The sequence below is a fragment of the Halomonas halodenitrificans DSM 735 genome, from assembly GCF_000620045.1.
Lineage (GTDB): Bacteria > Pseudomonadota > Gammaproteobacteria > Pseudomonadales > Halomonadaceae > Halomonas > Halomonas halodenitrificans.
On sequence record NZ_KK211060.1, the window covers coordinates 71,912 to 94,432 of the forward strand.

Consider the following 22,521-nt stretch of genomic DNA (forward strand, 5'->3'; position numbering starts at 1 on the left):
TCCGGCGACGAGCCTGCGAGGAGGCGCTGTGAACCCCTCCCTGGGCGCTACCGATGCCATCCCTGGCATAGGACCTCCTCTTCGGCTCATCCCCGGCGCCCCTCGCCGCAGCGTTCAAGCCGACGTCGGGCTTGTTTCGCGCAGCGAGGCAAAACCGGTATTATAGCGCCACGCCCATGGGCAACGCCAAGGCAGCGCCCCTTTATTGCACAGGACCTTACGCATGATCGTACTGCAGACCACCTTCGGTGACATCCACGTCGAGCTCAACCACGAGAAGGCCCCCAAGACCGCCGCCAACTTCGAACAGTATGTGCGCGACGGCTTCTATGACGGCACCCTCTTTCATCGCGTGATCGAGGGTTTCATGGTCCAGGGCGGCGGCTTCGACGAGGACTTCAACCAGAAGCCGACCCGCGACCCCATCGAGAACGAGGCCGACAACGGCCTGGCCAACGAGGTGGGCACCCTGGCCATGGCCCGCACCCAGGACCCCCACTCCGCCACCGCCCAGTTCTTCATCAACATCGCCGACAACAGCTTCCTCAACCACAGCGGCAAGTCCATCCAGGGCTGGGGCTACTGCGCCTTCGGCCGCGTGGTCGACGGCATGGACGTGGTCGAGAAGATCAAGAACGTCGCCACCACTCGCCGCGGCATGCACGCCGATGTGCCCGCCGAGGACGTGGTCATCAAGAAGGCCTACATCAAGGAGGACTGAGCCGCCTCCCCCCTGCCCTACCTGGCGCCCGCTTCATGCGGGCGTCTTGCCCTCTGCCGCCGAACCGGGAACCCTTCACCATGGCCACCCTGCTGATTTCCGACCTGCATCTGCACCCTGGCGCCCCCGCGATCACCGAGGGCTTTCTGCACTGGCTACAGGCGCGAGCCCGCGGCGCCGACGCGCTGTATATCCTCGGCGATTTCTTCGAGGCCTGGATCGGGGATGACCTGCTGGACCTGGTCGACGTCGACCCCACCGGCAACGCCGACCTGGCGAAGCGAGTCGCCGAGGCGCTGCGCCGCCTGGCCGATGCCGGCACCGCGATCTATCTGATGCACGGCAACCGCGACTTCCTGCTCGGCGAACGCTTCGCCCGGGAGGCCGGCGCCACCCTGCTGCCCGACCCCAGCCTTATCCGGCTGGGCGACACCCCGGTGCTGCTGATGCACGGCGACAGCCTGTGCACGCGCGATACGGCCTACCAGGCCTTCCGCGCCCAGGCCCGGGACCCGCAATGGCAGGCGCAGGTGCTGTCGATGCCGATCCAGGAGCGCATCGCCCTGGCCAGGCAACTGCGCGAGCAGTCCGGCGAGGCCAACTCCAACAAGGCCGAGGACATCATGGATGTCACCCCGGAGGAAGTCGTCGAGGCCATGGCAGCGCACGGTGTCACCACCCTGATCCATGGCCACACCCACCGCCCGGCGGTGCACGACCTCGAGGTCGACGGACAACCCGCCCGGCGCATCGTGCTGGGAGACTGGCAACCCGGCCAGGGCTGGGAAATCGTCGTCGAAGACGACGGCAAGCCCCGGCTGAAGGCATGCTAATAAACACGGGGGTCAGACCCCGGAGGTATTGGGGTCAGACCCCGGGGGTATGGGGTCTGACCCCACGCTCCGACGGGGTCTGACCCCAAGGGAAGGTCGACGGCCAACCCGCCCGGCGCATCGTGCTGGGAGACTGGCAACCCGGCCAGGGCTGGGAAATCGTCGTCGAAGACGACGGCAAGCCCCGGCTGAAGGCATGCTAATAAACACGGGGGTCAGACCCCGGAGGTATTGGGGTCAGACCCCGGAGGTATTGGGGTCTGACCCCAGGGGGTATGGGGTCTGACCCCACGCCCTGATGGGGTCTGACCCCAAGGGGGAGGTTATCTCTCGATCTTGGCTTCGCTGCGCAGGTGTTCGATCAGGCCTTGAATGGCGGCCTGGGCGCGCAGGCGTTCGGTCATGCTGGAAACGGCGCTGGTGATCTGTGCGTCGACTTCGCCTTCGCCGACGGACTCCAGGGCGATGATCACGGCGCGTTCGCCGTCGACGACCTGGCCGTACACGGCGGCGTCGCCTTCGGGTGCCGGGAGCCGGAAGGCCGCGGTGATCACCGCCTGGGACAGCCCGTGGGTGTCCTGGCGGCTGACGCCATCGGCCCGCTGCCAGGCGAGGTCGACCGAGCCGCCCTCGTTCAATGTCTCGACCAGCCCATCGGCCCGAGCGCTCAGGGCGTCGCGGCGCTGCTGGGCTTTGACCTCGGCCACCACCTCGTCGCGTACCTCGGCGAGGGGGAGCGTGGTGGCCTCGCGGTGCTCATCGACGCGCAGCACCAGGCGGCGGTCGCTATCCAGCTCGATCACCTCGCTGTTGTAGCCCTCCTCGAGCACGTCCTCGCTGAAGGCCTGGGTCATCACGCCCGGCTCGGAGAGCACGCCCTCGGCGGTGTCCCGTGACAGCCAGTCGCTGGACTGGAGCTCGAGGCCCACATCCTCGGCGACACTGCGCAGATCATCGGCGGCGAAGCTTTCGTCGATGAGCCGCTGGACCCGGTCATTGAACTCTCCGGACACCTGCTCCCTGGCCAGCTGACGGCGCAGATCGTCGCGCATTGATGCGAAGGATTCGCGCTCCAGGCCAGTCACGGTCAGCAGGTGCAGGCCGTTGTCGGTCTCGACGATGTCGGACACCTCGCCCTCATCCAGCGAGAAGGCGGCGTCATCGAAGGCCTCGCCGAAGAAGCCGCGACTCACCACGCCGAGATCGCCCCCCTGCTCGGCGGAGACGGTGTCATCGGAGACCCGGGCGGCAAGATCGGCGAAGGCTTCGCCATCGGCGAGACGCGCCTGAACCGACTCGAGCTCGGCCACCGCTTCCTCGCGGCTGCGCTCGTCACCGAAGGTCAGCATGATATGCGAGAGTCGGCGATCGGCGTTGGCCGTCTGGTCCTGCCAGGCCTTGCGCAACGCCTGCTCGTCCACTTCTACCCCCGCGGCCATGGCCTGACGGTCGATGACCACATAGTTCAGACGCACCTGCTCGGGCCGGCGGAAGCGGTCCTGGTGCTCGGCGTAATACGCCTCGATGGCGTCATCGGAGGGCGTGATCTCCTGGTCGAGAGATTCCACGCCCAGGGCGGCATGCCGGAAGCTACGCGTCTGGCGCTGCAGGCTAGCCAGGCGCTGCCGCTCGCTGTCCAGGCTGAAGTCGCTGAAGGCCAGCCCCTGCTGTAGCTGCTGCTGCTTCATGTCGGCACGCAGCTGGTCGCGAAAGCCCACCGGTGTATAGCCGGCACTGGCCAGACGGTTGCGGAACAGCTCCTGGTCGAAGCGCCCCTCCTGATCCTGGAACTCGGGGAGTGAGACGATGATCTGATCGAGCTGGTCCTCGGAAAGATGCAGCCCACCCTCATCGGCATACTGGCTCAACAGCTCGGTGGTGATCAGCTCGTCGAGCATCTGGCCACGCAGCGCACGCTCCTGCTCCGCCGGCACCTGGCCGCTGCGGATGGCCCGCTGTACCGATAGCTCGAGATCTTGACGCATGATGGGCTCGCCGTTGACCTGGGCGACCTCGTCGCCGCTATTGCCAAACAGCCCCACCAGCGAATCCACGCCGAACATCGCCATGGTCACGACCACTGCCCCGATGATGATCTTGGCTCCCCAGCTTCGGGAGCGGTCTCGAATACTTTGCAGCATGCAGGCCTCGGAAATGTTGCCTCAAAATGGATACACGAAAAACGTTCGCCAATAACGAAGACAGGCGCACCGCCGTGGGCGGTGCGCCTGTATCAATCAACCATCAGCGACGAACCATCAGCGGCGCCCTGGGCGCACGTCTCCCGGTCGACGCAGAATCAGTTGACGGAATCCTTCAGCGCCTTGCCGGCCTTGAAGCCGGGCACCTTGGCCGCCTTGATCTCGATGGGCTGACCGGTCTGGGGGTTGCGACCGGTGCGTGCGGCACGCTCCTTCACATGGAAGGTGCCGAAGCCGACGAGGGAAACGCTGTCGCCTTTCTTCAGGCTATCGGTCACGGAATCCACCATGGCATCCAGAGCACGTGCGGCGGAAGCCTTGGGAATATCGGCAGACGCGGCGATAGCTTCGATCAGCTCAGATTTGTTCACACTTCACCCCTTGACTTTTTCGTAAATTGACCCTGATCGAACCGGCATTTTAGCTAACAAGCGCGATCACAGCATTGGGTAATTTATAGCAATGCGGAGAAACCACTGTCAAGCAACAATCAGGGCAGAGCCCCACCATATCGGGCTTTGAATCGAATAATGATGGGGAAATCCGCCTTAATGCGTGCTGATCATTGACGGCACCGGTGAGGCATCCTCGGAATGAGATTCCGAATCGGACTCTTCATTCGATTTAACTAACGCTACCTCAAGCACCTCATCGATCCAGCGTACCGGTCTGATATCCAGGGCCTCCTTGATATTATCCGGCACCTCCTTGAGGTCCCGGCGATTTTCCTCGGGTACCAGCACGGTCTTTATACCACCGCGCCTGGCGGCCAGCAATTTCTCCTTCAGGCCGCCAATCGGCATCACCTCGCCACGCAGATTGACCTCACCGGTCATGGCCACGTCGCAGCACACGGGGCGACCCGTATAGGCGGAGACCATGGCCGTGACCATGCCGACACCGGCACTGGGGCCGTCCTTGGGGGTCGCCCCTTCCGGCACGTGGATGTGCAGATCCTCTTTCTCGAAGCGCTCGGGGTCGATGCCCAGGGCCGACGCTCGCGCCCGCACCACGGTATGGGCGGCACTTACCGACTCCTTCATCACATCGCCCAACGAGCCGGTCTTGTTGATGCGCCCCTTGCCGGGGGTCACCACCGATTCGATATTGAGCAGCTCGCCACCCACGGAGGTCCAGGCCAGGCCGGTCACGCGGCCGACCTGATTTTCCTGGTCGGCCAGTCCGTAGCTGTAACGCCGCACGCCAGCATACTCTTCGATATCCCCGGCGGCCAGCAGCATCGGCGCCAGCGCCCCTTCCTTGCTCTCCTTCTGGAGGCGCTCGCGCAGCACCTTGCGGCAGACCTTGGCGACCTGACGTTCCAGCTCACGCACCCCGGCCTCGCGGCTATAGTAGCGGATCAGCTCGAGAAGAGACTCGTCGGAGAAGGCCAGCTCATCCTCCTTGAACCCGTTGGCCGTGAGCTGCTTGGGCACCAGGTAGCGCTTGGCGATGGCCAGCTTCTCGTCCTCGGTGTAGCCGGGCAGGCGAATCACCTCCATGCGGTCCAGCAGCGGCCCCGGGATGTTCATGGAGTTGGCCGTACAGATGAACAGCGTCTCGGAGAGGTCGTAATCCAGCTCGAGATAGTGGTCGCTGAAGGTATCGTTCTGCTCGGGGTCGAGCACCTCGAGCAGCGCCGAGGAAGGATCCCCGCGGTGGTCCATGCCGAGCTTGTCGACTTCATCGAGCAGGAACAGTGGGTTCTTGACGCCGGCACGGGACATGCGCTGGATGATCTTGCCGGGCAGCGAGCCGATGTAGGTGCGCCGATGGCCGCGGACCTCGGACTCGTCGCGCACCCCGCCCAGCGCCAGGCGCGCATACTTGCGGTTGGTGGCCCGGGCGATCGACTTGCCAAGCGACGTCTTGCCGACCCCGGGCGGGCCCACCAGGCACAGCACCGGACCCTTGAGCTTCTTGACCCGCTTGTGCACCGCCAGGTACTCGAGGATCCGGGCCTTGACCTCGTCCAGGCCGTAGTGATCCTCGTCGAGCACCTTCTGGGCGTTGGCCAGGTCATGCTTGACCCGGGTACGCTTCTTCCAGGGCACCGCTACCAGCCAGTCCAGGTAGGAACGCACCACCGTGGCCTCGGCGGAGTTGGGCGACATCATCTTCAGCTTGCCCAGCTCCTGGACAGCCTTCTCGTGGGCCTCCTTGGGCATGCCGGACTCTTCGATGGCCTGCTCGTACTTCTCGGCCTCGTTGGGCACATTCTCGAGCTCGCCTATCTCCTTCTGGATGGCCTTCATCTGCTCGTTGAGATAGTACTCGCGCTGGGACTTCTCCATCTGCTCCTTGACCCGGGAGCGGATGCGCTTCTCCACCTGCATCAGGTCGATCTCGGACTCGATCAGCGCCATCAGATGCTCGATGCGGTCCCGGACCTTGTCCATCTCCAGCAGTTGCTGCTTGTCATCGATCTTCAGGGACAGGTGCGCACAGATGGTGTCCACCAGGCGGCTCGGGTCCTCGATGCCGGAGAGCGAGTTGAGCACCTCGTTGGGTACCTTCTTCGACATCTTGACGTACTGCTCGAACTGATTGAGCAGCACACGCACCAGGGATTCCTGCTCGCGCTCGGTCAGTGGCGTGCTGTCACGCAGCAGCGCCTCGGCGCTGGTATAGGCCTCGCCGGCATCCAGCTCGCCCACATCGGCGCGGGAGACGCCCTCGATCAGCACCTTGACGGTGCCGTCGGGCAGCTTGAGCAGCTGCATGATCTCGGCGACGGTGCCGATGGCGAACAGGTCATCGCGGTCGGGGTCGTCCTTGCTGGCCTCACGCTGGGCCACCAGCAGGACTCGCTTGTCGGCGTTCATGGCCGCATCGAGGGCCTGGATCGACTTCTCGCGACCCACAAAGAGGGGAATGACCATCTGCGGGTAGACGACCACGTCCCGCAGCGGCAAAAGGGGCAGACTCAGGGTCTGATCAGCATTCTGCTGCATCGCAGGCGTACCTCAAGAGAAAACGAAGGGATGCCCCGTGGAATGGGGGCGATCGGGTAACTTTGCAAGGCAGTAACCGAGAGGGCAAAAAAAACGGGAGCCCCCGGCCCCCAGCCGGCCGGGCCGGCGGTGGAGGCGAGGCGCTCCCGTGGGGTCAGCCCCCGGTCATTCAGCCGTCGGTGCCGTCGCTGGCGGCTTCCTGCTGCTGGGAATAGATCAGCAGCGGCTCGCTTTCGCCCTTGATCACCGAGGCATCGATCACCACCTTGCTGACCCCCTCCAGGGAGGGAATCTCGTACATGGTGTCGAGGAGCACCGACTCGAGAATGGAGCGCAGACCGCGTGCGCCGGTCTTGCGTGCCATGGCCTTGTCGGCCACCGCGCGCAGGGCGTCGTCACGGAACTCCAGCTCCACGCCTTCCATCTCGAACAGCTTGGTATACTGCTTGAGAAGCGAGTTCTTGGGCTCGGTCAGGATCTCGATCAGCGCCTCTTCGGTGAGGTCGGTCAGGGTCGCGATCACCGGCAGACGCCCGACGAACTCGGGGATAAGGCCGAACTTGACCAGATCCTCGGGCTCCACGGTGGCCAGGGTATCCCCTACCGGCTTGCCGTCTTCCTTGCTCTTGACCTCGGCATTGAAGCCGATGCCACCCTTCTCGACGCGGTCACGGATGACCTTCTCCAGGCCCGCGAAGGCCCCGCCGACGATGAACAGCATATTGGTCGTATCGACCTGCAGGAACTCCTGCTGCGGGTGCTTGCGGCCGCCCTGGGGCGGAATCGAGGCCGTGGTGCCTTCGATCAGCTTGAGCAACGCCTGCTGAACGCCCTCGCCAGACACGTCCCGGGTGATCGAGGGGTTGTCGGACTTGCGCGACACCTTGTCGATCTCATCGATGTAGACGATGCCACGCTCGGCCTTGTCCACATCGTAATCGCACTTCTGCAGCAGCTTCTGGATGATGTTCTCGACATCCTCGCCCACGTAGCCGGCTTCGGTCAGCGTGGTGGCATCGGCGATGGTGAACGGCACATTGAGCAGCCGCGCCATGGTCTCGGCGAGTAGCGTCTTGCCGCTGCCGGTGGGGCCGATCAGCAGGATGTTCGACTTGCCCAGCTCCACGTCGTCTTTCTTGACGTCGGAACTCAGGCGCTTGTAGTGATTGTAGACGGCAACGGACAGCACCATCTTGGCGCGATCCTGGCCGATCACATAATCATCGAGGGTGTGACGGATCTCACGAGGCGTCGGCAGACGCTCGTCGTCGCTCTCGGCATCGGCATCGAGCACCTCCTCGCGAATGATGTCATTGCAGAGGTCGACACACTCATCACAGATATAGACGGACGGGCCGGCAATAAGCTTGCGCACCTCGTTCTGATTCTTGCCGCAGAACGAGCAGTAGAGCAGCTTGCCACCGTCGTCCTTGCCTTTGCCGTCAGCCATTCGCTTACCTCTTTTCATAGTGATGGCGCCTGCCAATGCCGACGCCACCGAGTTCACAGCGGCGGCACGCACCGCCGGGAACAATCAGCGTATTTTGCAAATCACGCTATCAGGATGTGGGCCGCTTATCCAGCATGGCATCGATCAGCCCATACTCCGCCGCCTGGCGACCATCCATGAAGTTGTCGCGGTCGGTATCCCGGGCGATGGTGTCGATATCCTGGCCGGTATGCTGGGCGAGGATATGGTTGAGCCTGTCGCGGATGCCGAGGATCTCACGGGTGTGGATCTCGATGTCCGAGGCCTGGCCCTGATAGCCGCCCAGCGGCTGGTGGATCATCATGCGCGAGTTGGGCAGGCAGAAGCGCTTCTCCGGCGCCCCGCCGGCCAGCAGCAGCGCGCCCATGCTGGCCGCCTGGCCGATGCACACGGTGGACACATCGGGCTTGATGAACTGCATGGTGTCGTAGATCGACATGCCGGCGGTCACCGAGCCACCCGGGGAGTTGATGTACAGGTGGATGTCCTTGTCCGGGTTCTCGGACTCCAGGAACAGCAGCTGCGCCACCACCAGGTTGGCCGTGTAGTCTTCCACCGGACCCACCAGGAAGATCACACGCTCCTTGAGCAGGCGGGAATAGATGTCGTAGGAACGCTCGCCGCGCGCGCTCTGCTCGACCACCATGGGCACCAGGCCACCGGCGTTCTGGATATCGAACTCGTTGCTCATTGCGTGTTGTCCTTGCATCCGATGAATGGAAGCGAAGAGAAACAGCGCCCCGACACCGGCCGGGGCGCAGGGCATCGATCAGGCCTGGCTTTCTTCCTCGCTGGCCGCTTCGCTGCCGTCTTCCTCGTCGGCTTCTTCCTGCTGCTGGGCCGCCGCCAGCACGTCCTGGTAGGACATCTCGACGTCCTGGACGCTGGCCTGGCCGAGCAGCACGTCCACGGCCTTCTCTTCGAGAATCGCGGACTTGACCTGGGTCTTGAGCTGGTCGTCGCCCATGTAGTGCTCGACCACCTGTTCGGGCTCCTGATACTGCTCGGCAAGCTCCTGAACCTTGGCACGAATCTCGTCGTCGCTGGCCTCGAGCTCGTTGACCTTGATCACCTCGGCCAGCAGCAGGCCGACCTCGACGCGGCTCCTGGCCTGCTCCTCGAACAGCTCGTTGGGCAGCTGGGAGACATCGAAGTCCTCGCCCAGGCCGAACTGCTGGGCCGCCTGGCGCTTGAGGCCATCGGTCTCCTGCTGAACCAGTGCCTGGGGCACGGCGACCTCGTTGGCCTTCTGCAGCGCGGCAAGTACCTGCTGCTTGACGCGGTTATCCACCGCCTGGCCGGCCTCGCGGGTCATGTTCTTCTTGACCTCGGCACGGAAGGCGTCGAGATCGCCGTCCTCGACGCCAAACTTCGCGATGAACTCGGCATCGATCTCGGGCAGGGCCTTGCCCTTCACCGCGTGGACGGTGACCTTGAAGGTCGCTTCCTGGCCGGCCAGGTTCTCGGCCTGGTAGTCCTCCGGGAAGGTGACCTTGATTTCCTTGTCGTCGCCGGCCTGGGCGCCGATCAACTGCTCCTCGAAGCCGGGGATGAAGCTGTTGGAACCGATCACCAGGTCATGGCCTTCGGCGCTGCCGCCTTCGAAGGGCTCATCGCCCAGGAAGCCCTGGAAGTCGATGGTCAGCTGGTCGCCATCCTCGGCGGCACGCTCGACGTCTTCCCAGTCGGCGTTCTGCTTGCGCAGGGTGTCGATCATCTCGTCGACATCGGCCTCGGTCACCTCGACCACGGGCCGCTCGACGTCGGCGCCCTCGATGGGTGCCAGCTCGACTTCGGGGTAGGTCTCCAGGGTCGCCACGAACTCCAGATCCTTGCCCGTCTCATTGACGGTGGCTTCGATCTGGGGCATGCCGGCCGGGTTGAGCTCGTTCTCGGTGATGGCACGGACGTAACGCTCACGCATCACTTCCCCGACCACCTCGTTGCGCACTTCGCTGCCATAGCGCTGACGGATCACCGACATCGGCACCCTGCCCCGACGAAACCCGTCCATACGAACGTTCTTGGCGGCATCCTTGAGGCGAGCATTGACGGCCTCATCGATTTCGGCGGCCGGCACTTGGACCGTGATGCGGCGTTCGATCTGGGAGGTCGTATCGACGGAAACTTGCATGAAATGTCCTCTACCGACTGGGGCACTGTGTTGATTGCGTGAATGAAAAATCAAGGGGATGATTTTATGAATCCCGTGCGGCACTGGCAAGCGCCGAGGGGGAAGAAATGGGGGCACGGCGAACGATTACAAGGGGCGAAACTACATCCATGCCAAAAAACGCCGACGCCTGAGCGACCGCGTGCCGTATACCGCGCAATACCGATAAAAAATCAGACTGACTGAAGCAGGAGCCGATCCCGAGAGGAACGATCCAAAAAGAGAGATCTGGAAGAATAGTCTGAAGGGGTCGATCGGGAGGGTCAAGACATGGGGTGGATGATGGGGATCGAACCCACGACCACCGGAGCCACAATCCGGGGCTCTACCACTGAGCTACATCCACCATTGCCTTGCTGATACCGCCTGTGTCGAGGTGGGGTGGATGATGGGGATCGAACCCACGACCACCGGAGCCACAATCCGGGGCTCTACCACTGAGCTACATCCACCACATCGACAACGACTCGAACAACATCCTGCTACCGCACCGAAGCTGGCGCGCCCAGCAGGACTCGAACCTGCAACCTACGGCTTAGAAGGCCGTTGCTCTATCCGATTGAGCCATGGGCGCATTGTACGTTTCAGCTCGCCTCGCCGCAACCCTGAGTGCCAATAAACCGCAAGACATTCAAGACGTTATGGTCGGAGTGGAGGGATTCGAACCCCCGACATCCTGCTCCCAAAGCAGGCGCGCTACCAGACTGCGCTACACTCCGCGGCGATCAAGCGGGCTGGACGCCGCCACACGGGCCTCGTCGAGCGATGCGTATTCTACGTGACTTTCGCCCTTCGTCAAGTGCCGGAGGGCGACAACCGCCTCGAGCGCTTTGTTTCGCCCGCCTGGCGTGCGAAAATCACGCCTTCCTTTTCGACCATCCAGAGGACACTCGATGACCGCGCAACTGATCGATGGCAAAGCCGTAGCCGCCCGCGTTCGCCAGCAGGTAGCCCGCCAGGTGCAGGCACGCCGCGACAGCGGGGGCCGCGCGCCAGGGCTTGCCGTCGTGCTGGTCGGCGAGGACCCCGCCTCCGCCGTCTATGTGCGCAACAAGCACAATGCCTGCGTCGAGGCCGGCATCGAGTCGTTTCGCCATACGCTGCCCGCGGACGCCTCTCAGCAACAGCTCGAGGCGCTGGTCGACCGGCTCAACGACGACCCGGCCGTCGACGGCATCCTGGTCCAGCTGCCACTCCCCGAACAGCTCGACGCCCGCCCCATTCTCGAGCGCATTCGCCCGGACAAGGACGTCGATGGCTTTCACCCCTATAACCTGGGGCGCCTGGCCCAGCGCCTGCCGCTGCTGCGGCCCTGCACGCCCAAGGGCGTGATGACGCTGCTCGAGGAGACCGGCCTGGCGATCCGCGGCCTGGACGCCACCGTGGTGGGGGCCTCCAATATCGTCGGCCGCCCCATGTCCCTGGAGCTGATGATCGCCGGCTGCACCACCACCGTCTGCCATCGCTTTACGCGCAACCTGGAGGAACAGGTCCGCCGCGCCGATGTGCTGATCGTGGCGGTGGGCAAGCCGGGCCTGGTCAAGGGGGAATGGGTCAAGGAAGGCGCCATCGTCATCGACGTGGGCATCAACCGCCAGGCGGATGGCCGCCTGATCGGCGACGTCGACTTCGATGCCGCCGCCGAGCGCGCCGCCTGGATCACCCCCGTCCCCGGCGGCGTCGGCCCCATGACCGTCGCCACCCTGCTGGAGAACACCCTCCAGGCCGCCGACCTCCACGACGCCGACTAGCCCCCACCACCCCGCCCCCTGGGGTCAGACCCCAGGAGGTTACCCCAGGCTCGGGGTCAGACCCCAAAGAGACTCACGGGGCAGGGGTCAGACCCCATGGGGTTCGGGGTCTGACCCCGGGGGGTTACCCCAGAGGGGGGTCTGACCCAGGGGGAGGGGTTACCCCAAAGAGACTTACTCCAAAGAGACTTTGCATCAGCATGAGGATTGATTGATGAGCGACAAGATGAACGTCGAGAGCTTCAACCTGGATCACACCAAGGTAAAGGCTCCCTATGTGCGCCTGGCGGATATCAAGACCGGCGAGCATGGCGACACCATCCACAAGTACGACATGCGCATCTGCCAGCCCAACCAGGACCATATGGAGATGCCCGGCCTGCACTCCCTGGAGCACCTGATGGCGGAGCTGTCGCGCAACCACTCCGACAAGGTGGTCGATATCAGTCCCATGGGCTGCCAGACCGGCTTCTACGTGGCGATGATCAACCACGACGACTACGAGGGCGTGCTCGAGCTGCTCGAGAACACCCTCGAGGATGTGCTCGAGGCCAGCGAAGTGCCGGCCTGCAACGAAATGCAGTGCGGCTGGGCCGCCAGCCACAGCCTCGAGGGCGCCAAGCAGATCGCCCGGGGCTTTTTGGCCAAGCGCAACGAATGGACGGAAATCTTCTAATGCAGCGCATCGGCATCATCGGCGCCATGCCCCAGGAAGTGGCGCGCCTCGCCTCCCTGCTCGAGGGGGGCGAGACACACACCCATGTCGGCATCACCTTCTACAGCGGCAGGCTGCACGGCGTCGAGGTCGTGGTCCTCCAGTCGGGGATCGGCAAGGTCAACGCCGCCGTCGGCACCACCCTGCTGCTGGACATGTACCAGCCGGACGTGGTCATCAATACCGGTTCCGCCGGCGGCTTCGGCGAGGGACTCGAGATCGGCGATATCGTGGTCTCGAGCGAGGTTCGCCACCACGACGTGGATGCCGTGGTGTTCGGCTACGAGCACGGTCAGGTCCCCAACATGCCGGCGGCCTATATGCCCGACGCGCGACTGGTGGATCTCGCCCGGGAATGCGTGGAGGCCCTGGGCGAGGTCCGGGTCGTGGAGGGGCTGATCGCCACCGGCGATGTCTTCATGGCCTGCCCCAACCTGGTGGCCCAGACCCGTCAGCGCTTCCCCACCATGCTCGCCGCCGAGATGGAGGCCGCGGCCATCGCCCAGACCTGCCATCTCTATGGCTGCCCCTTCGTGGTGATCCGCGCCCTCTCCGACATTCCCGATGCGGGCGACAACCATCTCTCCTTCGAGGAATTCCTGGAGAAGGCCGCCCTGCACTCCTCCCGCATGATCGAGGCAATGGTCGCCCGCCTGGGCGACCGGCAGCGTGAAACCGTGGCACAGCCCGCCTGACGCCTTCACCGGCGCCTATTCGCCGGCCAACGCCCACTCCAGGGTCTCGCCGGCCATCAGCGGCACAATGCGCGCCCCGCCGGCGTAGGGCAGCGATTCGGGGAGGCGCCGGGCGTCGCGCACCAGGGTAATGGTGTCGGCGTTGCGGGGCAGCCCGTAGAAATCCGGCCCATGGTGGCTGGCGAAGCCTTCCAGGCGGTCCAGGGCGCCGGCCTGCTCGAAGGCGGTGGCGTAATACTCGATCGCCGCCGGGGCGGTGTAGGCCCCGGCGCAGCCACAGGCGCTCTCCTTGTCACCCTGGGCGTGTGGGGCGCTGTCGGTCCCCAGGAAGAACTTCGGACTGCCCGAGGTGGCCGCCGCCAGCAGCGCCTCGCGATGCCGCTCGCGCTTGAGGATGGGCAGGCAGTAGTAGTGCGGGCGAATGCCGCCCACCAGCATATGGTTACGATTGAACAGCAGGTGGTGGGCGGTGATGGTCGCGCCCACATTGGCCGGTGCGGCGGCCACAAATTCGGCCGCCTCGGCCGTGGTGATATGCTCGAAGACCACCTTGAGGGTCGGGTGGCGCTCCAGCAGGGGCTTGAGCACCCGCTCGATAAACACCGCCTCACGATCGAAGATATCGATCTCGGCGTCGGTCACCTCGCCGTGCATCAGCAGCGGGATGCCGAGCCTTGCCATGGCGGCGACCGCGGCATCGCAGTGCGCCAGGTCGGTCACGCCCGAGGCGGAGTTGGTGGTGGCGCCGGCGGGATACAGCTTGACCGCCTGCACCAGGCCGCTGGCATGGGCGCGCTCGATTTCCTCGGCGGGGGTGTTATCGGTGAGATAGAGCGTCATCAGCGGCTCGAAGCGGCTGCCCGCGGGCAGCGCCGCCAGGATCCGCTCGCGGTAAGCCAGGGCCTGCTCGGTGGTGGTCACCGGCGGCTTGAGATTGGGCATGATGATGGCGCGGCCCATCTGTCGGGCCGAGGCCTCGACCACGGCGGACAACACCGCGTCGTCGCGCAGGTGGAGGTGCCAGTCGTCGGGGCGAGTCAGGGTCAAGGTAGTCACGGCGGTTCCTGTCGTGGCGGTTCGGTCGATGTGGCGCCAGTATACCGAATGCCGCCTGCCTGAGCAGAGCCCGGCGACCCGATTTCACGGCACCCCAGGCCACATCGTCTGATAACATGCCGACATTGCCCTTGCACCGGACCCCTTGTGATGCCCGATTCACTGGAACGCAGCCCGCTGCGCGCCGACCTGCTGCTGCTCACCGTCACCCTGCTCGCCGGCGCCGGCTGGATCTTCTCCAAGGAGGCCCTCGGCGGCCTGCCGCCGCTGTTGTTCATGGGCACGCGCTTTTTGCTCGCCGGACTGATCCTGGCACTGTTTGCCTGGCCCGCCCTGCGCCAGCTGAGTCGACGCGACCTGGCCGCTGGCGCCGGCGTAGGCCTGTTGTTCAGTGCGGCACTGGGCTTCTGGGTCATGGGGCTCTACCACTCCCGCCACCTTGGCGAGAGCGCCTTTATCAACAGCCTGGGCATCCTGCTGGTACCGGTCATGGCCCGCCTGCTGTTCGGCGACCGCCCGCCGCGCACCACCTGGATCGCGCTGCCCGTCGCATTGGTCGGCTTCGCCCTGCTGTCTCTCAATGCCGGCCTGCGCCTGGAGCCCAGCCAGTGGCTGATCGCTACCTCGGCGCTGCTCTTCTCGCTGCAGATCAATGCCAACACCCGGGTGGTACGCCACCTCCCCGCCCTGCCGCTCTCCGCCATCCAGCTTACCGTGGTGGGCATTCTGCTCAGCCTGGCCTCGGCGCTGATCGAGCCCTGGCCGGAACGGGTCGGCGGCGACATACTCGGTTGGCTGGCGGCCAGCATACTGCTCTCCAGCACCCTGCGCTTCTTCCTGCAGATCCACGCCCAGGGCCTCACCACCCCGAGCCATGCCGCCGTCATTCTGATGCTCGAAGCGGTCTGGACGGCACTGCTGGCCGCCGTCTGGTACGGCGAGACCATGACACTGCTGCAGCTGGCCGGCTGCTCGTTGATCTTCACCGCCCTGCTGATCAACCGCTGGTACTGGGTCCGCCAACTGATACTGCGCTTCGCCGGATAGCGCGAGCTCGCCAGGCAGCTAGAAAATCCCGTATCATGCGGCCAGTTTCCACGGGGGAGAGAGAATGCCCAAGGTTCGCCACTACGCCGATCTGGCCGCTACCCTGGCCGGCCTGATGTGGCTGGTCGTGTACTGGTCCATCAGCCTGTCGGCCCAGCTGGGCAATCTACAGCCGACCATGGCGGCCCTGCTGCTGCTGGGCACCACCGTACTGGTCACCTTTGTGCACCGGCCAACCCGGGTGCTGCTGCGCCGCTACCACGTCAGGAAGCGGCGCACCGAGATGTGGATGCACATCCTGGCACTGCCGCTGTTTCTCGCCTTCCTGCTCGGCATTACCTTCGAGATGATCGTCACCCCCCTCAACGGGGTTCAGAAGCTGCTGCTGTTCAATGTGATGGCCACCGCCGGCTGGCTGGTCTTCATCATCACCCTGGGGGTCAAGCTCGCCACCCACCAGATCAAGCAGCGCCGCAAGGCCCAGCACTAGCCCCGGAGAGGGCCCCCGCTTCGATCAGAAGCGCGTGGCGCTGAATGGTGCCATGTCCACCTCCGGGGTCTCGCCGGCCATCATCTGGCTCAGCAACAGCCCGGTCACCGGCCCCAGCGTAAAGCCCTGGTGGCCATGACCGATGGCCAGCCACATTCCGTCCTGCCCCGGAGCCGGCCCGATGATCGGCTTCATGTCCGGCAGGCAGGGGCGCGCCCCCTTCCAGGCTTCGGGGTCGCGGCGCTCTCCCAGCGGATAGATCTTGCCGGCCGCCCGCTCCGCCGCCTTGAGCTGCTTGAACTTCGGGGGGGCGTCCAGGCCGGCAAGCTCGGCACCGGTGGTCAGGCGGATCCCCGCCCGCATCGGCTCGAGCAGGAAGCCGGTTTCGGCATCCATGATCCAGTGGTTGAGGTGGGCATTCTCATCGGCACTGGCGTAGTGCATGTGATAGCCGCGCTTGACGAACAGCGGTAACGAGATCCCCTGGCGCGAGAGCAGCTTATCGCTCCAGGGCCCCAGCGCCACGACCAGCTGGTCGGCCTCCAGGGACTCGCGGTCGGTCGTCACCTTCCATCCCTTGCCGCTCTTCTCGACTTCCTGGACTTCGGCCTTCAGGAAGCGACCGCCCTGCTGCTGAAAATTCTCGGCATAGGCCTGCACCAGCGCGCCGGGGTCGGCCACGGTCCAGGGCTGGGTCCAGTGGATGGCACCCTCAAGCCCCTTCTTGAGATGAGGTTCCTTGGCATAGAGGCCGGCGGCATCGAGCACCTCGAATTCGACCCCGTATCGATCATGGTTCTCGTGGGCCTCGGTGATACGCTCATCGAAGGCCTTCCGGGTGTGATAGAGCTCCAGCCAGCCGTCGCGGCGCACCAGGTGATCGGCGCCGGCGGCCTCGATCATCGGGGCATGGGTATCCAGGCAGCGCATGATCAGCGAGGCATACTGCGGCACGATCTTCGCATAACGGGACTTGCCGGAGTTGATCCAGTACTGGAGCAGCGGGCTTGCCGCGCTGAACATGCCCCCCGGACGATAGCGAATGTCGACCTCACGGTTGGGAATCACGCGCAGCAGCGTGCCGAGATCCCGGGGAAAGGCATAGGGACGCACCGACTCACGCTGGATGATGCCGGCATTGCCGAAGGAGGTCTCGCGGCCGGGCTCACGGCGATCCACCAGCGTCACCGAATGCCCCTGGCGAACCAGATGCCAGGCCACCGATACGCCGACCATGCCGGCCCCCAGAACCACGATTTCACGAGACATCACCCACACCTCCCAGGAAAGAACGCAGGCCTCGCCACACGACGAGGCCTGCCACAACGATAGTCGCTCAAGCGCCGCCGGGTCGAATATCGCCCCGGCGGTCCATTACCAGAGGCATCATAACGCCTCGCGGTCAGATAATGATGCCAAAAGAGCGCATTTTGGCATGGGTTATTCCTTATTTAACACCCGGAATCAGGGTAATATTCCAACCAGGGACCGTTTTCTAGAACAGACATCAAGCGTGGCGCACCCCGTAAAAAAACCAAGGCCCTATAGCTGCTTTTGAGCCTTCAGCTTGGCGCGAATAAAGTCGGCGTGGCTGACGTAGAGCAGATCGGCCAGCTGACGGATGCGATGCTCCTCAAGATGATGACGCTCGCCATCGGCCAGTGCCAGGGCCCACATCATGCGCACCAGCTCACACCGCCGATCATAGGCATAATGCTCCTTGATCAGGCTGACGAACTGGTAGTGGTCCACGGCGGCGTCCACCTCCTGCTGGGCCAGGGTCATCAGCTCGTCGATGGCATCGTCACTCACGCTCAGGTGGCTGCGCAGCTGGCCACGCAGCGTGTTGAGCTCATCCGGGGTGACCGCATAATCGGCGCGCATCACCTCGCAGAGCAGCGCCGCCGCGGCGAGCTCCAGGCTCGGCGCCTGGCGCCCGCCCCCGCCGCCACTCTCCTCGAGCATCTCCTGAAAGAACCGCTGAATATTGGCTAGCACATGACACTCCTTCGATGGCTTTCTGGGTGAGACTCACTCGGCTCCGGCGGGTTCATCATCATTGGGGTCAGACCCCGTGGGGGTGGGGTCTGACCCCAAGGGCTACCAAGGGCTAGTCTCGGCAGCGCCAGCGGGCCAGCAGGGCGAGCAGGGCCAGGCCGCCGAGTATCGCCGCCGCCCAGCCCAGCCCCGTGACCGCCTGGCCAAAGGAGGCCGGCACTTGTGCCGGGCGATGCTGCAGCCCGAACCCCACCAGGCGCCCCAGAGCGTAAAGCATCAGGGCCAGGCTGGTGAGGGGAAGAAAGGTACGGCTCGCCGCCAGCCAGCGAGTCAGGGCCCAGGGTTCACTGGCGGACTTGGCCACCGGCTCGCGGGCGGGTGCCCGGCGCGGCGCCTCGGCCTTGGCGGCGGGTGCCTTGCTCGCAGGCTTCCTGGGCTGAGACTGCTTGGGCTGAGACTGCTTGGGCTGAGACTTGCGGGCGCGTGGCTTGACCTTCGTGGCACCCGAGGGGGAAGCGCCGCCCACCCAGCCCAGGGCCACTCGAACAAGACGCCACAGCGCCCAGCCCAGGGTAAAGCTAACCGAGAGGGCGAGGCCGCCCATCACCAGCACATACGCCATTGGCGATCCTTGTCGATTCACGAACCGGATATTGTGCCACAAGGCACGCCATGACTATCGCCGTTTGCGCCAGGTGATAGCGAAAGGCGCCGGGCCGCCTACCTCCTCGGGGAGATGGCCAAATCGGCGCACCGGAGTAGAATTATCGAACACCATTCTCGCCAACGGAGGGCGTCATGACCGCGATCCTGCTGCTCCTGCATCTGCTGGGTGCCACCATCTGGACCGGCGGCCATCTGGTGCTCGCCGTCACCATCCTGCCCCGCGTGCTCAAGGACCGCGACGTCGCGTCCCTGCACTGGTTCGAGCAGGGCTACGAGCGGCTCGGCATGCCCGCGCTGCTGGTGCAGATCATCACCGGGCTGTGGCTGGCCTGGCAGAAGCTGCCCTCGCTTGCGCTCTGGTTCGACCCAGGCGCCGGGCCCATCGCCGAGCTTGTTCGCCTCAAGCTGATGCTGTTGCTGCTGACCATCCTGGTGGCCGCCCACGCCCGCTTTCGGGTCATTCCCCGACTCTCTCCCGCCACCCTGCCGCTGATGGGCTGGCATATCGTCGCGATGACGCTGATCTCGGTGGCCTTCGTGGCCACCGGGCTATCGTTTCGGGTCAGCTGGGGGATCTAGGCCCACGGCACCGCCGGCGGCCTTCACGATCGACTGGAATGCCGCCAGGCGTGCCTGAACCCGGCCGTTGAGGCTCTCGGCAGGGAAGTTACCCGCCGTGTCGGCCTCGCCCGGGACGTCGCCGGTCAGCAGCTCCAGCGCCTCATCCACGTGGTACACCGCATAGAGGCGGAACGCATCCGCGGCTATCGCCTCGCGTACCTCCCGTTTGAGCATCAGGTGCTCGACGTTGCTGGCCGGCAGGATCACCGCCTGGCCGGCGAGCGCCCCCCGATCACGACAGACATCGAAGAAGCCCTCGATCTTCTCGTTGACGCCGCCCACCGCCTGCACCTCGCCGTGCTGGTTGATGGAGCCTGTCACCGCAAACGACTGGTCGAGCCCCTCGCGCACGATGGCGGATACCAGCGCGCATACCTCGGCCACCGAGGCGCTGTCTCCGTCGATGCCGCCGTAGGACTGCTCGAAGGCGAGGCTCGCCGATAGCGAGAGCGTCGACTCCCGGGCATAGCGACCGGCCAGGTAGCGCGACAGGATCATCACCGCCTTGGAGTGAATGCGACCACCCAGGCGGGCCTCGCGTTCGATATCCACCACCTGGCCGCTACCGGGCCTCGCCGTGGCGGTAATCCGGGTCGGCTGACCGAAGGCAAAATCCCCCACGGCGAGCACCGACAGCCCATTCACCTGGCCCACCACGCGTCCTTCGGTGGCGATCATTACCGCCCCGCGATCGATCTGCTCATGGCTACGCTCACGGATGCGCCCGGCCCGCCACTGCTGCTGAGCCACCGCCTTTTCCACGTGCTCCCGGGTGATCCGCTCGGAAGCCGCCTCCTTCGCCCAGTGCCCCGCTTCCAGCAGCAGATCATGCAGGTCGCGATGGCGCGCCGTCAGCCGCTGCTGGTCATCGGCCAGCCGGCCGGCACGCTCGATGGTCGCCGCCACGCCGCTGCGATCCAGGGGCGCCAGCGCGGCCTCCCGGGCCAGCGTGGCGATCACCCGCGCATAGAAGGCCAGGCTCTCCGCGTTGCGCTCGAGCGTATCTTCGAGGTCCACCTGCACCTTGAACAGTTCCAGAAACGCCGGGTCATGTTCGCAGAGCAGGTAGTAGAAGTGCCGTGCGCCGAGCAGCACGATCTTGACGTCCAGTGGAATCGGCTGGGGCTCCAGGCTGACGGTACTCATCATCCCGTAGGCCTGCTCCAGCGATTCGGTGCGGATCTCGCCGGCATGCAGCACTCGCTTGAGACTTTCCCAGGCGCCCGGCTGGGCCAGCAGGCCACGAATATCCAGGACCAGGTAGCCGCCGTTGGCACGATGCAGCGCCCCGGCGCGAATCAGCGAGAAATCGGTCAGCAGGGTGCCGTTGTGCACATGGTGCTCGATGCGCCCCACCAGATGCTGGTGACCCGGCAGGTCCTGGTAGATCACCGGCGCCCCATCGGTATCGGCATTGTCCACCAGCAGGTTGATAAAGAAGCGGCTGAAGATCGCCTCCGGCGGGACCTCGGGTTCATCGGCCAGAAACGCCTCCGCGTGCTGCAGGAGCGTCTCGCGAATCGCCGCCAGATGGGCCATCACCCCCGGCTGCTGCCGATAGCGCTCCTCGAGCTCCTCCAGGGGGGAATCAATGGCCGTCTGCAGTACCTCTTCATTGAGTCGCTGGACCTGCTCGCGCAGCTCCTTGGCGAGCTTGGGCATGCGGCGGATCGTCTGGGTAAGCTTGCGCCGCAGGATCTCCAGCGTGCGCTCGAGGCGCTCACGCTCTTCCCTGGGCAGCGTCTCGTAGTCTTCCGACGGGATCACCGTGTCGCTATCGCCGTCGGCGGGGGCGAAGGTAAAGCCGTTGGGCGTGGACAGCAGCAGCACACCCTGTTCGCGGGCCTCGCGACGCACCTGCTCGATGGCATCACGCTGACGCTCGCCCATCGCCTGCTTCATCTCCTGCAGGCGATTCTGATACTCGTCGCGCTCGAACACCGCCGGAATGGCACTGCGCAGCTCATCCACCAGCGATTCGATATCCCGGCGCAGCCGACGCCCCTGCCCCGCCGCCAGGCTCAGGTAACGCGGCTTGGCGGGGTCCTCGACGTTGTAGAGGTAACACCAGTCCTGTGGCGTCGGCTCCTGACTCGAACGCTCCGTGAGATAACGCTCCACCAGGCGATGCTTGCCGTGTCCCGGTTGGCCGAGCACAAAGAGATTGAAGCCGTCTCTGCGAATGGCCGTGCCGAAGGCCAGCGCCTCCCGTGCCCGCCGATGCCCCCTGAGCAGGTCCAGGGACTCGAGTTCGCGGGAGTCCTCGAAGGGCAACGCCTCCTCCGGACATGCCTGAAACACCTGTGCAACGCCAAGCGGCTCGACCATATGTCCCTCTTATCAAGGCCCGCGGTTGATATCTCTACCATGCCGCAGGATGGCCTAACCTGCCAGGGCACGAGCCAGGAATGGTAGGCTATTCGGGCTAGAGTTTTCGAAACGGCTATCGCCGCTACCACGACCAAGGAGGCCCAGCATGGCCCTGATCATCGGCCTGACCGGCGGGATCGCCTCGGGGAAGTCCACCGTGGCCCGGGCCTTCGCGGCGCTGGGTGCGCCCTGGGTCGACGCCGACGACGTCGCCCGCGAGGTGGTGATGCCCGGGGAGCCGGCCCTGGCCGAGATCGCCGAGCGCCATGGCGAGCGGGTGCTCAATGCCGATGGCACCCTGGACCGCCGCGCCCTGCGCGACATCGTCTTCGCCGACGAGGCCGAGCGGCGCTGGCTGGAATCGGTCACCCATCCGCGCATCCGGGATCGCCTGGTCGAGCATCTGGCGCGCATCCAGGCCTCCGGCGCGCCCTATGGCCTGCTGGTCTCGCCGCTGCTGTTCGAGTCCGGGCAAAGTGCGATGGTCGACCGGGCACTGGTGATCGACGTGCCCGAGGCCCTGCAGGTCGCACGCACCGCCGCCCGCGATACCGTGGATGAGGCCCAGGCCCGCGCCATCGTCGCCGCCCAGATGCCCCGCCACGAACGCCTGGCCCGCGCCGACGACGTGCTGGATAATGGCGGCAGCGAGGCCGCGATGCGCCGCCGGGTCGCCGAGCTCGACCGACAATATCGCGGCCTAACCCCTGGGGTCAGACCCCAAACGGACGGGGTCTGACC

Annotated in this window: 20 protein-coding genes and 4 tRNA genes; 9 read left to right on the top strand and 15 right to left on the bottom strand. The window is 65.1% G+C overall.

The annotated features are described in order from the left end of the window. The first annotated feature begins 223 nt into the window (after window positions 1–223). Together Q358_RS0115965 and Q358_RS0115970 are read left to right on the top strand one after the other, a co-directional pair. Window positions 224–721 (top strand): peptidylprolyl isomerase, encoded by a 498-nt coding sequence (locus tag Q358_RS0115965; RefSeq protein WP_027962881.1) that lies wholly within the window; start codon window positions 224–226, stop codon window positions 719–721. A gap of 80 nt (window positions 722–801) precedes the next feature. Further along, a complete protein-coding gene (locus Q358_RS0115970; protein WP_027962882.1) occupies window positions 802–1,554 on the top strand; it encodes a UDP-2,3-diacylglucosamine diphosphatase in 753 nt (250 codons plus the stop codon). A 323-nt stretch (window positions 1,555–1,877) separates the two neighbouring features. Here Q358_RS0115970 and Q358_RS0115975 read toward each other — a convergent pair whose 3' ends face one another. The 10 genes from Q358_RS0115975 to Q358_RS0116020 all read right to left on the bottom strand — a co-directional run bounded on the left by Q358_RS0115975 (window position 1,878) and on the right by Q358_RS0116020 (window position 11,090). After that, window positions 1,878–3,695, bottom strand: a complete 1,818-nt coding sequence (locus Q358_RS0115975) for a SurA N-terminal domain-containing protein (protein ID WP_027962883.1) — start codon at window positions 3,693–3,695, stop codon at window positions 1,878–1,880. A gap of 158 nt (window positions 3,696–3,853) precedes the next feature. Next, window positions 3,854–4,126, bottom strand: a complete 273-nt coding sequence (locus tag Q358_RS0115980) for an HU family DNA-binding protein (protein WP_027962884.1) — start codon at window positions 4,124–4,126, stop codon at window positions 3,854–3,856. A 177-nt stretch (window positions 4,127–4,303) separates the two neighbouring features. Beyond that, a complete protein-coding gene (gene lon, locus Q358_RS0115985) occupies window positions 4,304–6,709 on the bottom strand; it encodes an endopeptidase La (RefSeq protein WP_027962885.1) in 2,406 nt (801 codons plus the stop codon). Between the two features lie 169 nt (window positions 6,710–6,878). After that, entirely contained in the window at window positions 6,879–8,159 is a 1,281-nt protein-coding gene (gene clpX, locus Q358_RS0115990; protein ID WP_027962886.1) for an ATP-dependent Clp protease ATP-binding subunit ClpX, read from the bottom strand. Between the two features lie 109 nt (window positions 8,160–8,268). Further along, entirely contained in the window at window positions 8,269–8,889 is a 621-nt protein-coding gene (gene clpP, locus Q358_RS0115995) for an ATP-dependent Clp endopeptidase proteolytic subunit ClpP (RefSeq protein ID WP_027962887.1), read from the bottom strand. 78 nt (window positions 8,890–8,967) lie between these two features. Then, window positions 8,968–10,332, bottom strand: coding sequence for a trigger factor (gene tig / locus Q358_RS0116000; RefSeq protein WP_027962888.1), 1,365 nt, complete (start codon window positions 10,330–10,332; stop codon window positions 8,968–8,970). A gap of 310 nt (window positions 10,333–10,642) precedes the next feature. After that, window positions 10,643–10,717 (bottom strand) — tRNA-His (locus tag Q358_RS0116005). A 31-nt stretch (window positions 10,718–10,748) separates the two neighbouring features. Beyond that, window positions 10,749–10,823: transfer RNA gene (locus Q358_RS0116010), tRNA-His, on the bottom strand. 45 nt (window positions 10,824–10,868) lie between these two features. Then, a tRNA-Arg gene (locus Q358_RS0116015) sits at window positions 10,869–10,945 on the bottom strand. 68 nt (window positions 10,946–11,013) lie between these two features. Continuing rightward, window positions 11,014–11,090: transfer RNA gene (locus tag Q358_RS0116020), tRNA-Pro, on the bottom strand. A 174-nt stretch (window positions 11,091–11,264) separates the two neighbouring features. Here Q358_RS0116020 and folD point away from each other — a divergent pair. The 3 genes from folD (at window position 11,265) to mtnN (ending at window position 13,532) form a co-directional block, all read left to right on the top strand. Then, window positions 11,265–12,122, top strand: coding sequence for a bifunctional methylenetetrahydrofolate dehydrogenase/methenyltetrahydrofolate cyclohydrolase FolD (gene folD, locus Q358_RS0116025; protein ID WP_027962889.1), 858 nt, complete (start codon window positions 11,265–11,267; stop codon window positions 12,120–12,122). Between the two features lie 214 nt (window positions 12,123–12,336). Further along, window positions 12,337–12,798, top strand: coding sequence for an S-ribosylhomocysteine lyase (locus Q358_RS0116030; protein WP_027962890.1), 462 nt, complete (start codon window positions 12,337–12,339; stop codon window positions 12,796–12,798). Beyond that, a complete protein-coding gene (gene mtnN / locus Q358_RS0116035; protein ID WP_027962891.1) occupies window positions 12,798–13,532 on the top strand; it encodes a 5'-methylthioadenosine/S-adenosylhomocysteine nucleosidase in 735 nt (244 codons plus the stop codon). The genes Q358_RS0116030 and mtnN overlap by 1 nt, the downstream gene beginning before the upstream one ends. Window positions 13,533–13,547: 15 nt before the next feature. On the opposite strand, the gene pyrC is transcribed toward mtnN, so the two are convergent. Then, the gene (gene pyrC, locus Q358_RS0116040) at window positions 13,548–14,588 is read right to left on the bottom strand and encodes a dihydroorotase (protein ID WP_027962892.1); all 1,041 of its coding nucleotides are present in this window, start codon (window positions 14,586–14,588) and stop codon (window positions 13,548–13,550) included. A 150-nt stretch (window positions 14,589–14,738) separates the two neighbouring features. Here pyrC and Q358_RS0116045 point away from each other — a divergent pair, with 150 nt between their 5' ends. After that, the gene (locus Q358_RS0116045) at window positions 14,739–15,635 is read left to right on the top strand and encodes a DMT family transporter (RefSeq protein ID WP_027962893.1); all 897 of its coding nucleotides are present in this window, start codon (window positions 14,739–14,741) and stop codon (window positions 15,633–15,635) included. Window positions 15,636–15,699: 64 nt separating this feature from the next. After that, a complete protein-coding gene (locus Q358_RS0116050; protein ID WP_027962894.1) occupies window positions 15,700–16,125 on the top strand; it encodes a hypothetical protein in 426 nt (141 codons plus the stop codon). 24 nt (window positions 16,126–16,149) lie between these two features. Here Q358_RS0116050 and Q358_RS0116055 read toward each other — a convergent pair whose 3' ends face one another. The 3 genes from Q358_RS0116055 to Q358_RS0116065 all read right to left on the bottom strand — a co-directional run bounded on the left by Q358_RS0116055 (window position 16,150) and on the right by Q358_RS0116065 (window position 18,745). Beyond that, window positions 16,150–17,394: an NAD(P)/FAD-dependent oxidoreductase gene (locus Q358_RS0116055; RefSeq protein ID WP_027962895.1), complete on the bottom strand. Its 1,245-nt coding sequence runs from the start codon at window positions 17,392–17,394 to the stop codon at window positions 16,150–16,152. A gap of 273 nt (window positions 17,395–17,667) precedes the next feature. Then, window positions 17,668–18,123, bottom strand: a complete 456-nt coding sequence (locus tag Q358_RS0116060) for a tellurite resistance TerB family protein (RefSeq protein WP_027962896.1) — start codon at window positions 18,121–18,123, stop codon at window positions 17,668–17,670. A 112-nt stretch (window positions 18,124–18,235) separates the two neighbouring features. Next, a complete protein-coding gene (locus Q358_RS0116065; protein ID WP_027962897.1) occupies window positions 18,236–18,745 on the bottom strand; it encodes a hypothetical protein in 510 nt (169 codons plus the stop codon). A gap of 176 nt (window positions 18,746–18,921) precedes the next feature. Between Q358_RS0116065 and Q358_RS0116070 the strand changes: the two genes are divergently transcribed. Then, window positions 18,922–19,368: a CopD family protein gene (locus tag Q358_RS0116070; protein ID WP_027962898.1), complete on the top strand. Its 447-nt coding sequence runs from the start codon at window positions 18,922–18,924 to the stop codon at window positions 19,366–19,368. Here Q358_RS0116070 and Q358_RS17855 read toward each other — a convergent pair. Further along, entirely contained in the window at window positions 19,339–21,738 is a 2,400-nt protein-coding gene (locus Q358_RS17855; protein WP_051530482.1) for a Lon protease family protein, read from the bottom strand. The two genes, Q358_RS0116070 and Q358_RS17855, sit on opposite strands and share 30 nt — an antisense overlap. Window positions 21,739–21,886: 148 nt before the next feature. Between Q358_RS17855 and coaE the strand changes: the two genes are divergently transcribed. Further along, window positions 21,887–22,519 (top strand): dephospho-CoA kinase, encoded by a 633-nt coding sequence (gene coaE / locus Q358_RS0116080; RefSeq protein WP_084286614.1) that lies wholly within the window; start codon window positions 21,887–21,889, stop codon window positions 22,517–22,519. Window positions 22,520–22,521: the final 2 nt, after the last annotated feature.

Coding starts and splice junctions, on each gene's coding strand:
- Q358_RS0115965 (WP_027962881.1), top strand. CDS start 224: ATGATCGTACTGCAGACCACCTTCGGTGACATCCACGTCGAGCTCAAC.
- Q358_RS0115970 (WP_027962882.1), top strand. CDS start 802: ATGGCCACCCTGCTGATTTCCGACCTGCATCTGCACCCTGGCGCCCCC.
- Q358_RS0115975 (WP_027962883.1), bottom strand. CDS start 3,695: ATGCTGCAAAGTATTCGAGACCGCTCCCGAAGCTGGGGAGCCAAGATC.
- lon (WP_027962885.1), bottom strand. CDS start 6,709: ATGCAGCAGAATGCTGATCAGACCCTGAGTCTGCCCCTTTTGCCGCTG.
- clpX (WP_027962886.1), bottom strand. CDS start 8,159: ATGGCTGACGGCAAAGGCAAGGACGACGGTGGCAAGCTGCTCTACTGC.
- clpP (WP_027962887.1), bottom strand. CDS start 8,889: ATGAGCAACGAGTTCGATATCCAGAACGCCGGTGGCCTGGTGCCCATG.
- tig (WP_027962888.1), bottom strand. CDS start 10,332: ATGCAAGTTTCCGTCGATACGACCTCCCAGATCGAACGCCGCATCACG.
- folD (WP_027962889.1), top strand. CDS start 11,265: ATGACCGCGCAACTGATCGATGGCAAAGCCGTAGCCGCCCGCGTTCGC.
- Q358_RS0116030 (WP_027962890.1), top strand. CDS start 12,337: ATGAGCGACAAGATGAACGTCGAGAGCTTCAACCTGGATCACACCAAG.
- mtnN (WP_027962891.1), top strand. CDS start 12,798: ATGCAGCGCATCGGCATCATCGGCGCCATGCCCCAGGAAGTGGCGCGC.
- Q358_RS0116045 (WP_027962893.1), top strand. CDS start 14,739: ATGCCCGATTCACTGGAACGCAGCCCGCTGCGCGCCGACCTGCTGCTG.
- Q358_RS0116050 (WP_027962894.1), top strand. CDS start 15,700: ATGCCCAAGGTTCGCCACTACGCCGATCTGGCCGCTACCCTGGCCGGC.
- Q358_RS0116055 (WP_027962895.1), bottom strand. CDS start 17,394: ATGTCTCGTGAAATCGTGGTTCTGGGGGCCGGCATGGTCGGCGTATCG.
- Q358_RS0116065 (WP_027962897.1), bottom strand. CDS start 18,745: ATGGCGTATGTGCTGGTGATGGGCGGCCTCGCCCTCTCGGTTAGCTTT.
- Q358_RS0116070 (WP_027962898.1), top strand. CDS start 18,922: ATGACCGCGATCCTGCTGCTCCTGCATCTGCTGGGTGCCACCATCTGG.
- Q358_RS17855 (WP_051530482.1), bottom strand. CDS start 21,738: ATGGTCGAGCCGCTTGGCGTTGCACAGGTGTTTCAGGCATGTCCGGAG.
- coaE (WP_084286614.1), top strand. CDS start 21,887: ATGGCCCTGATCATCGGCCTGACCGGCGGGATCGCCTCGGGGAAGTCC.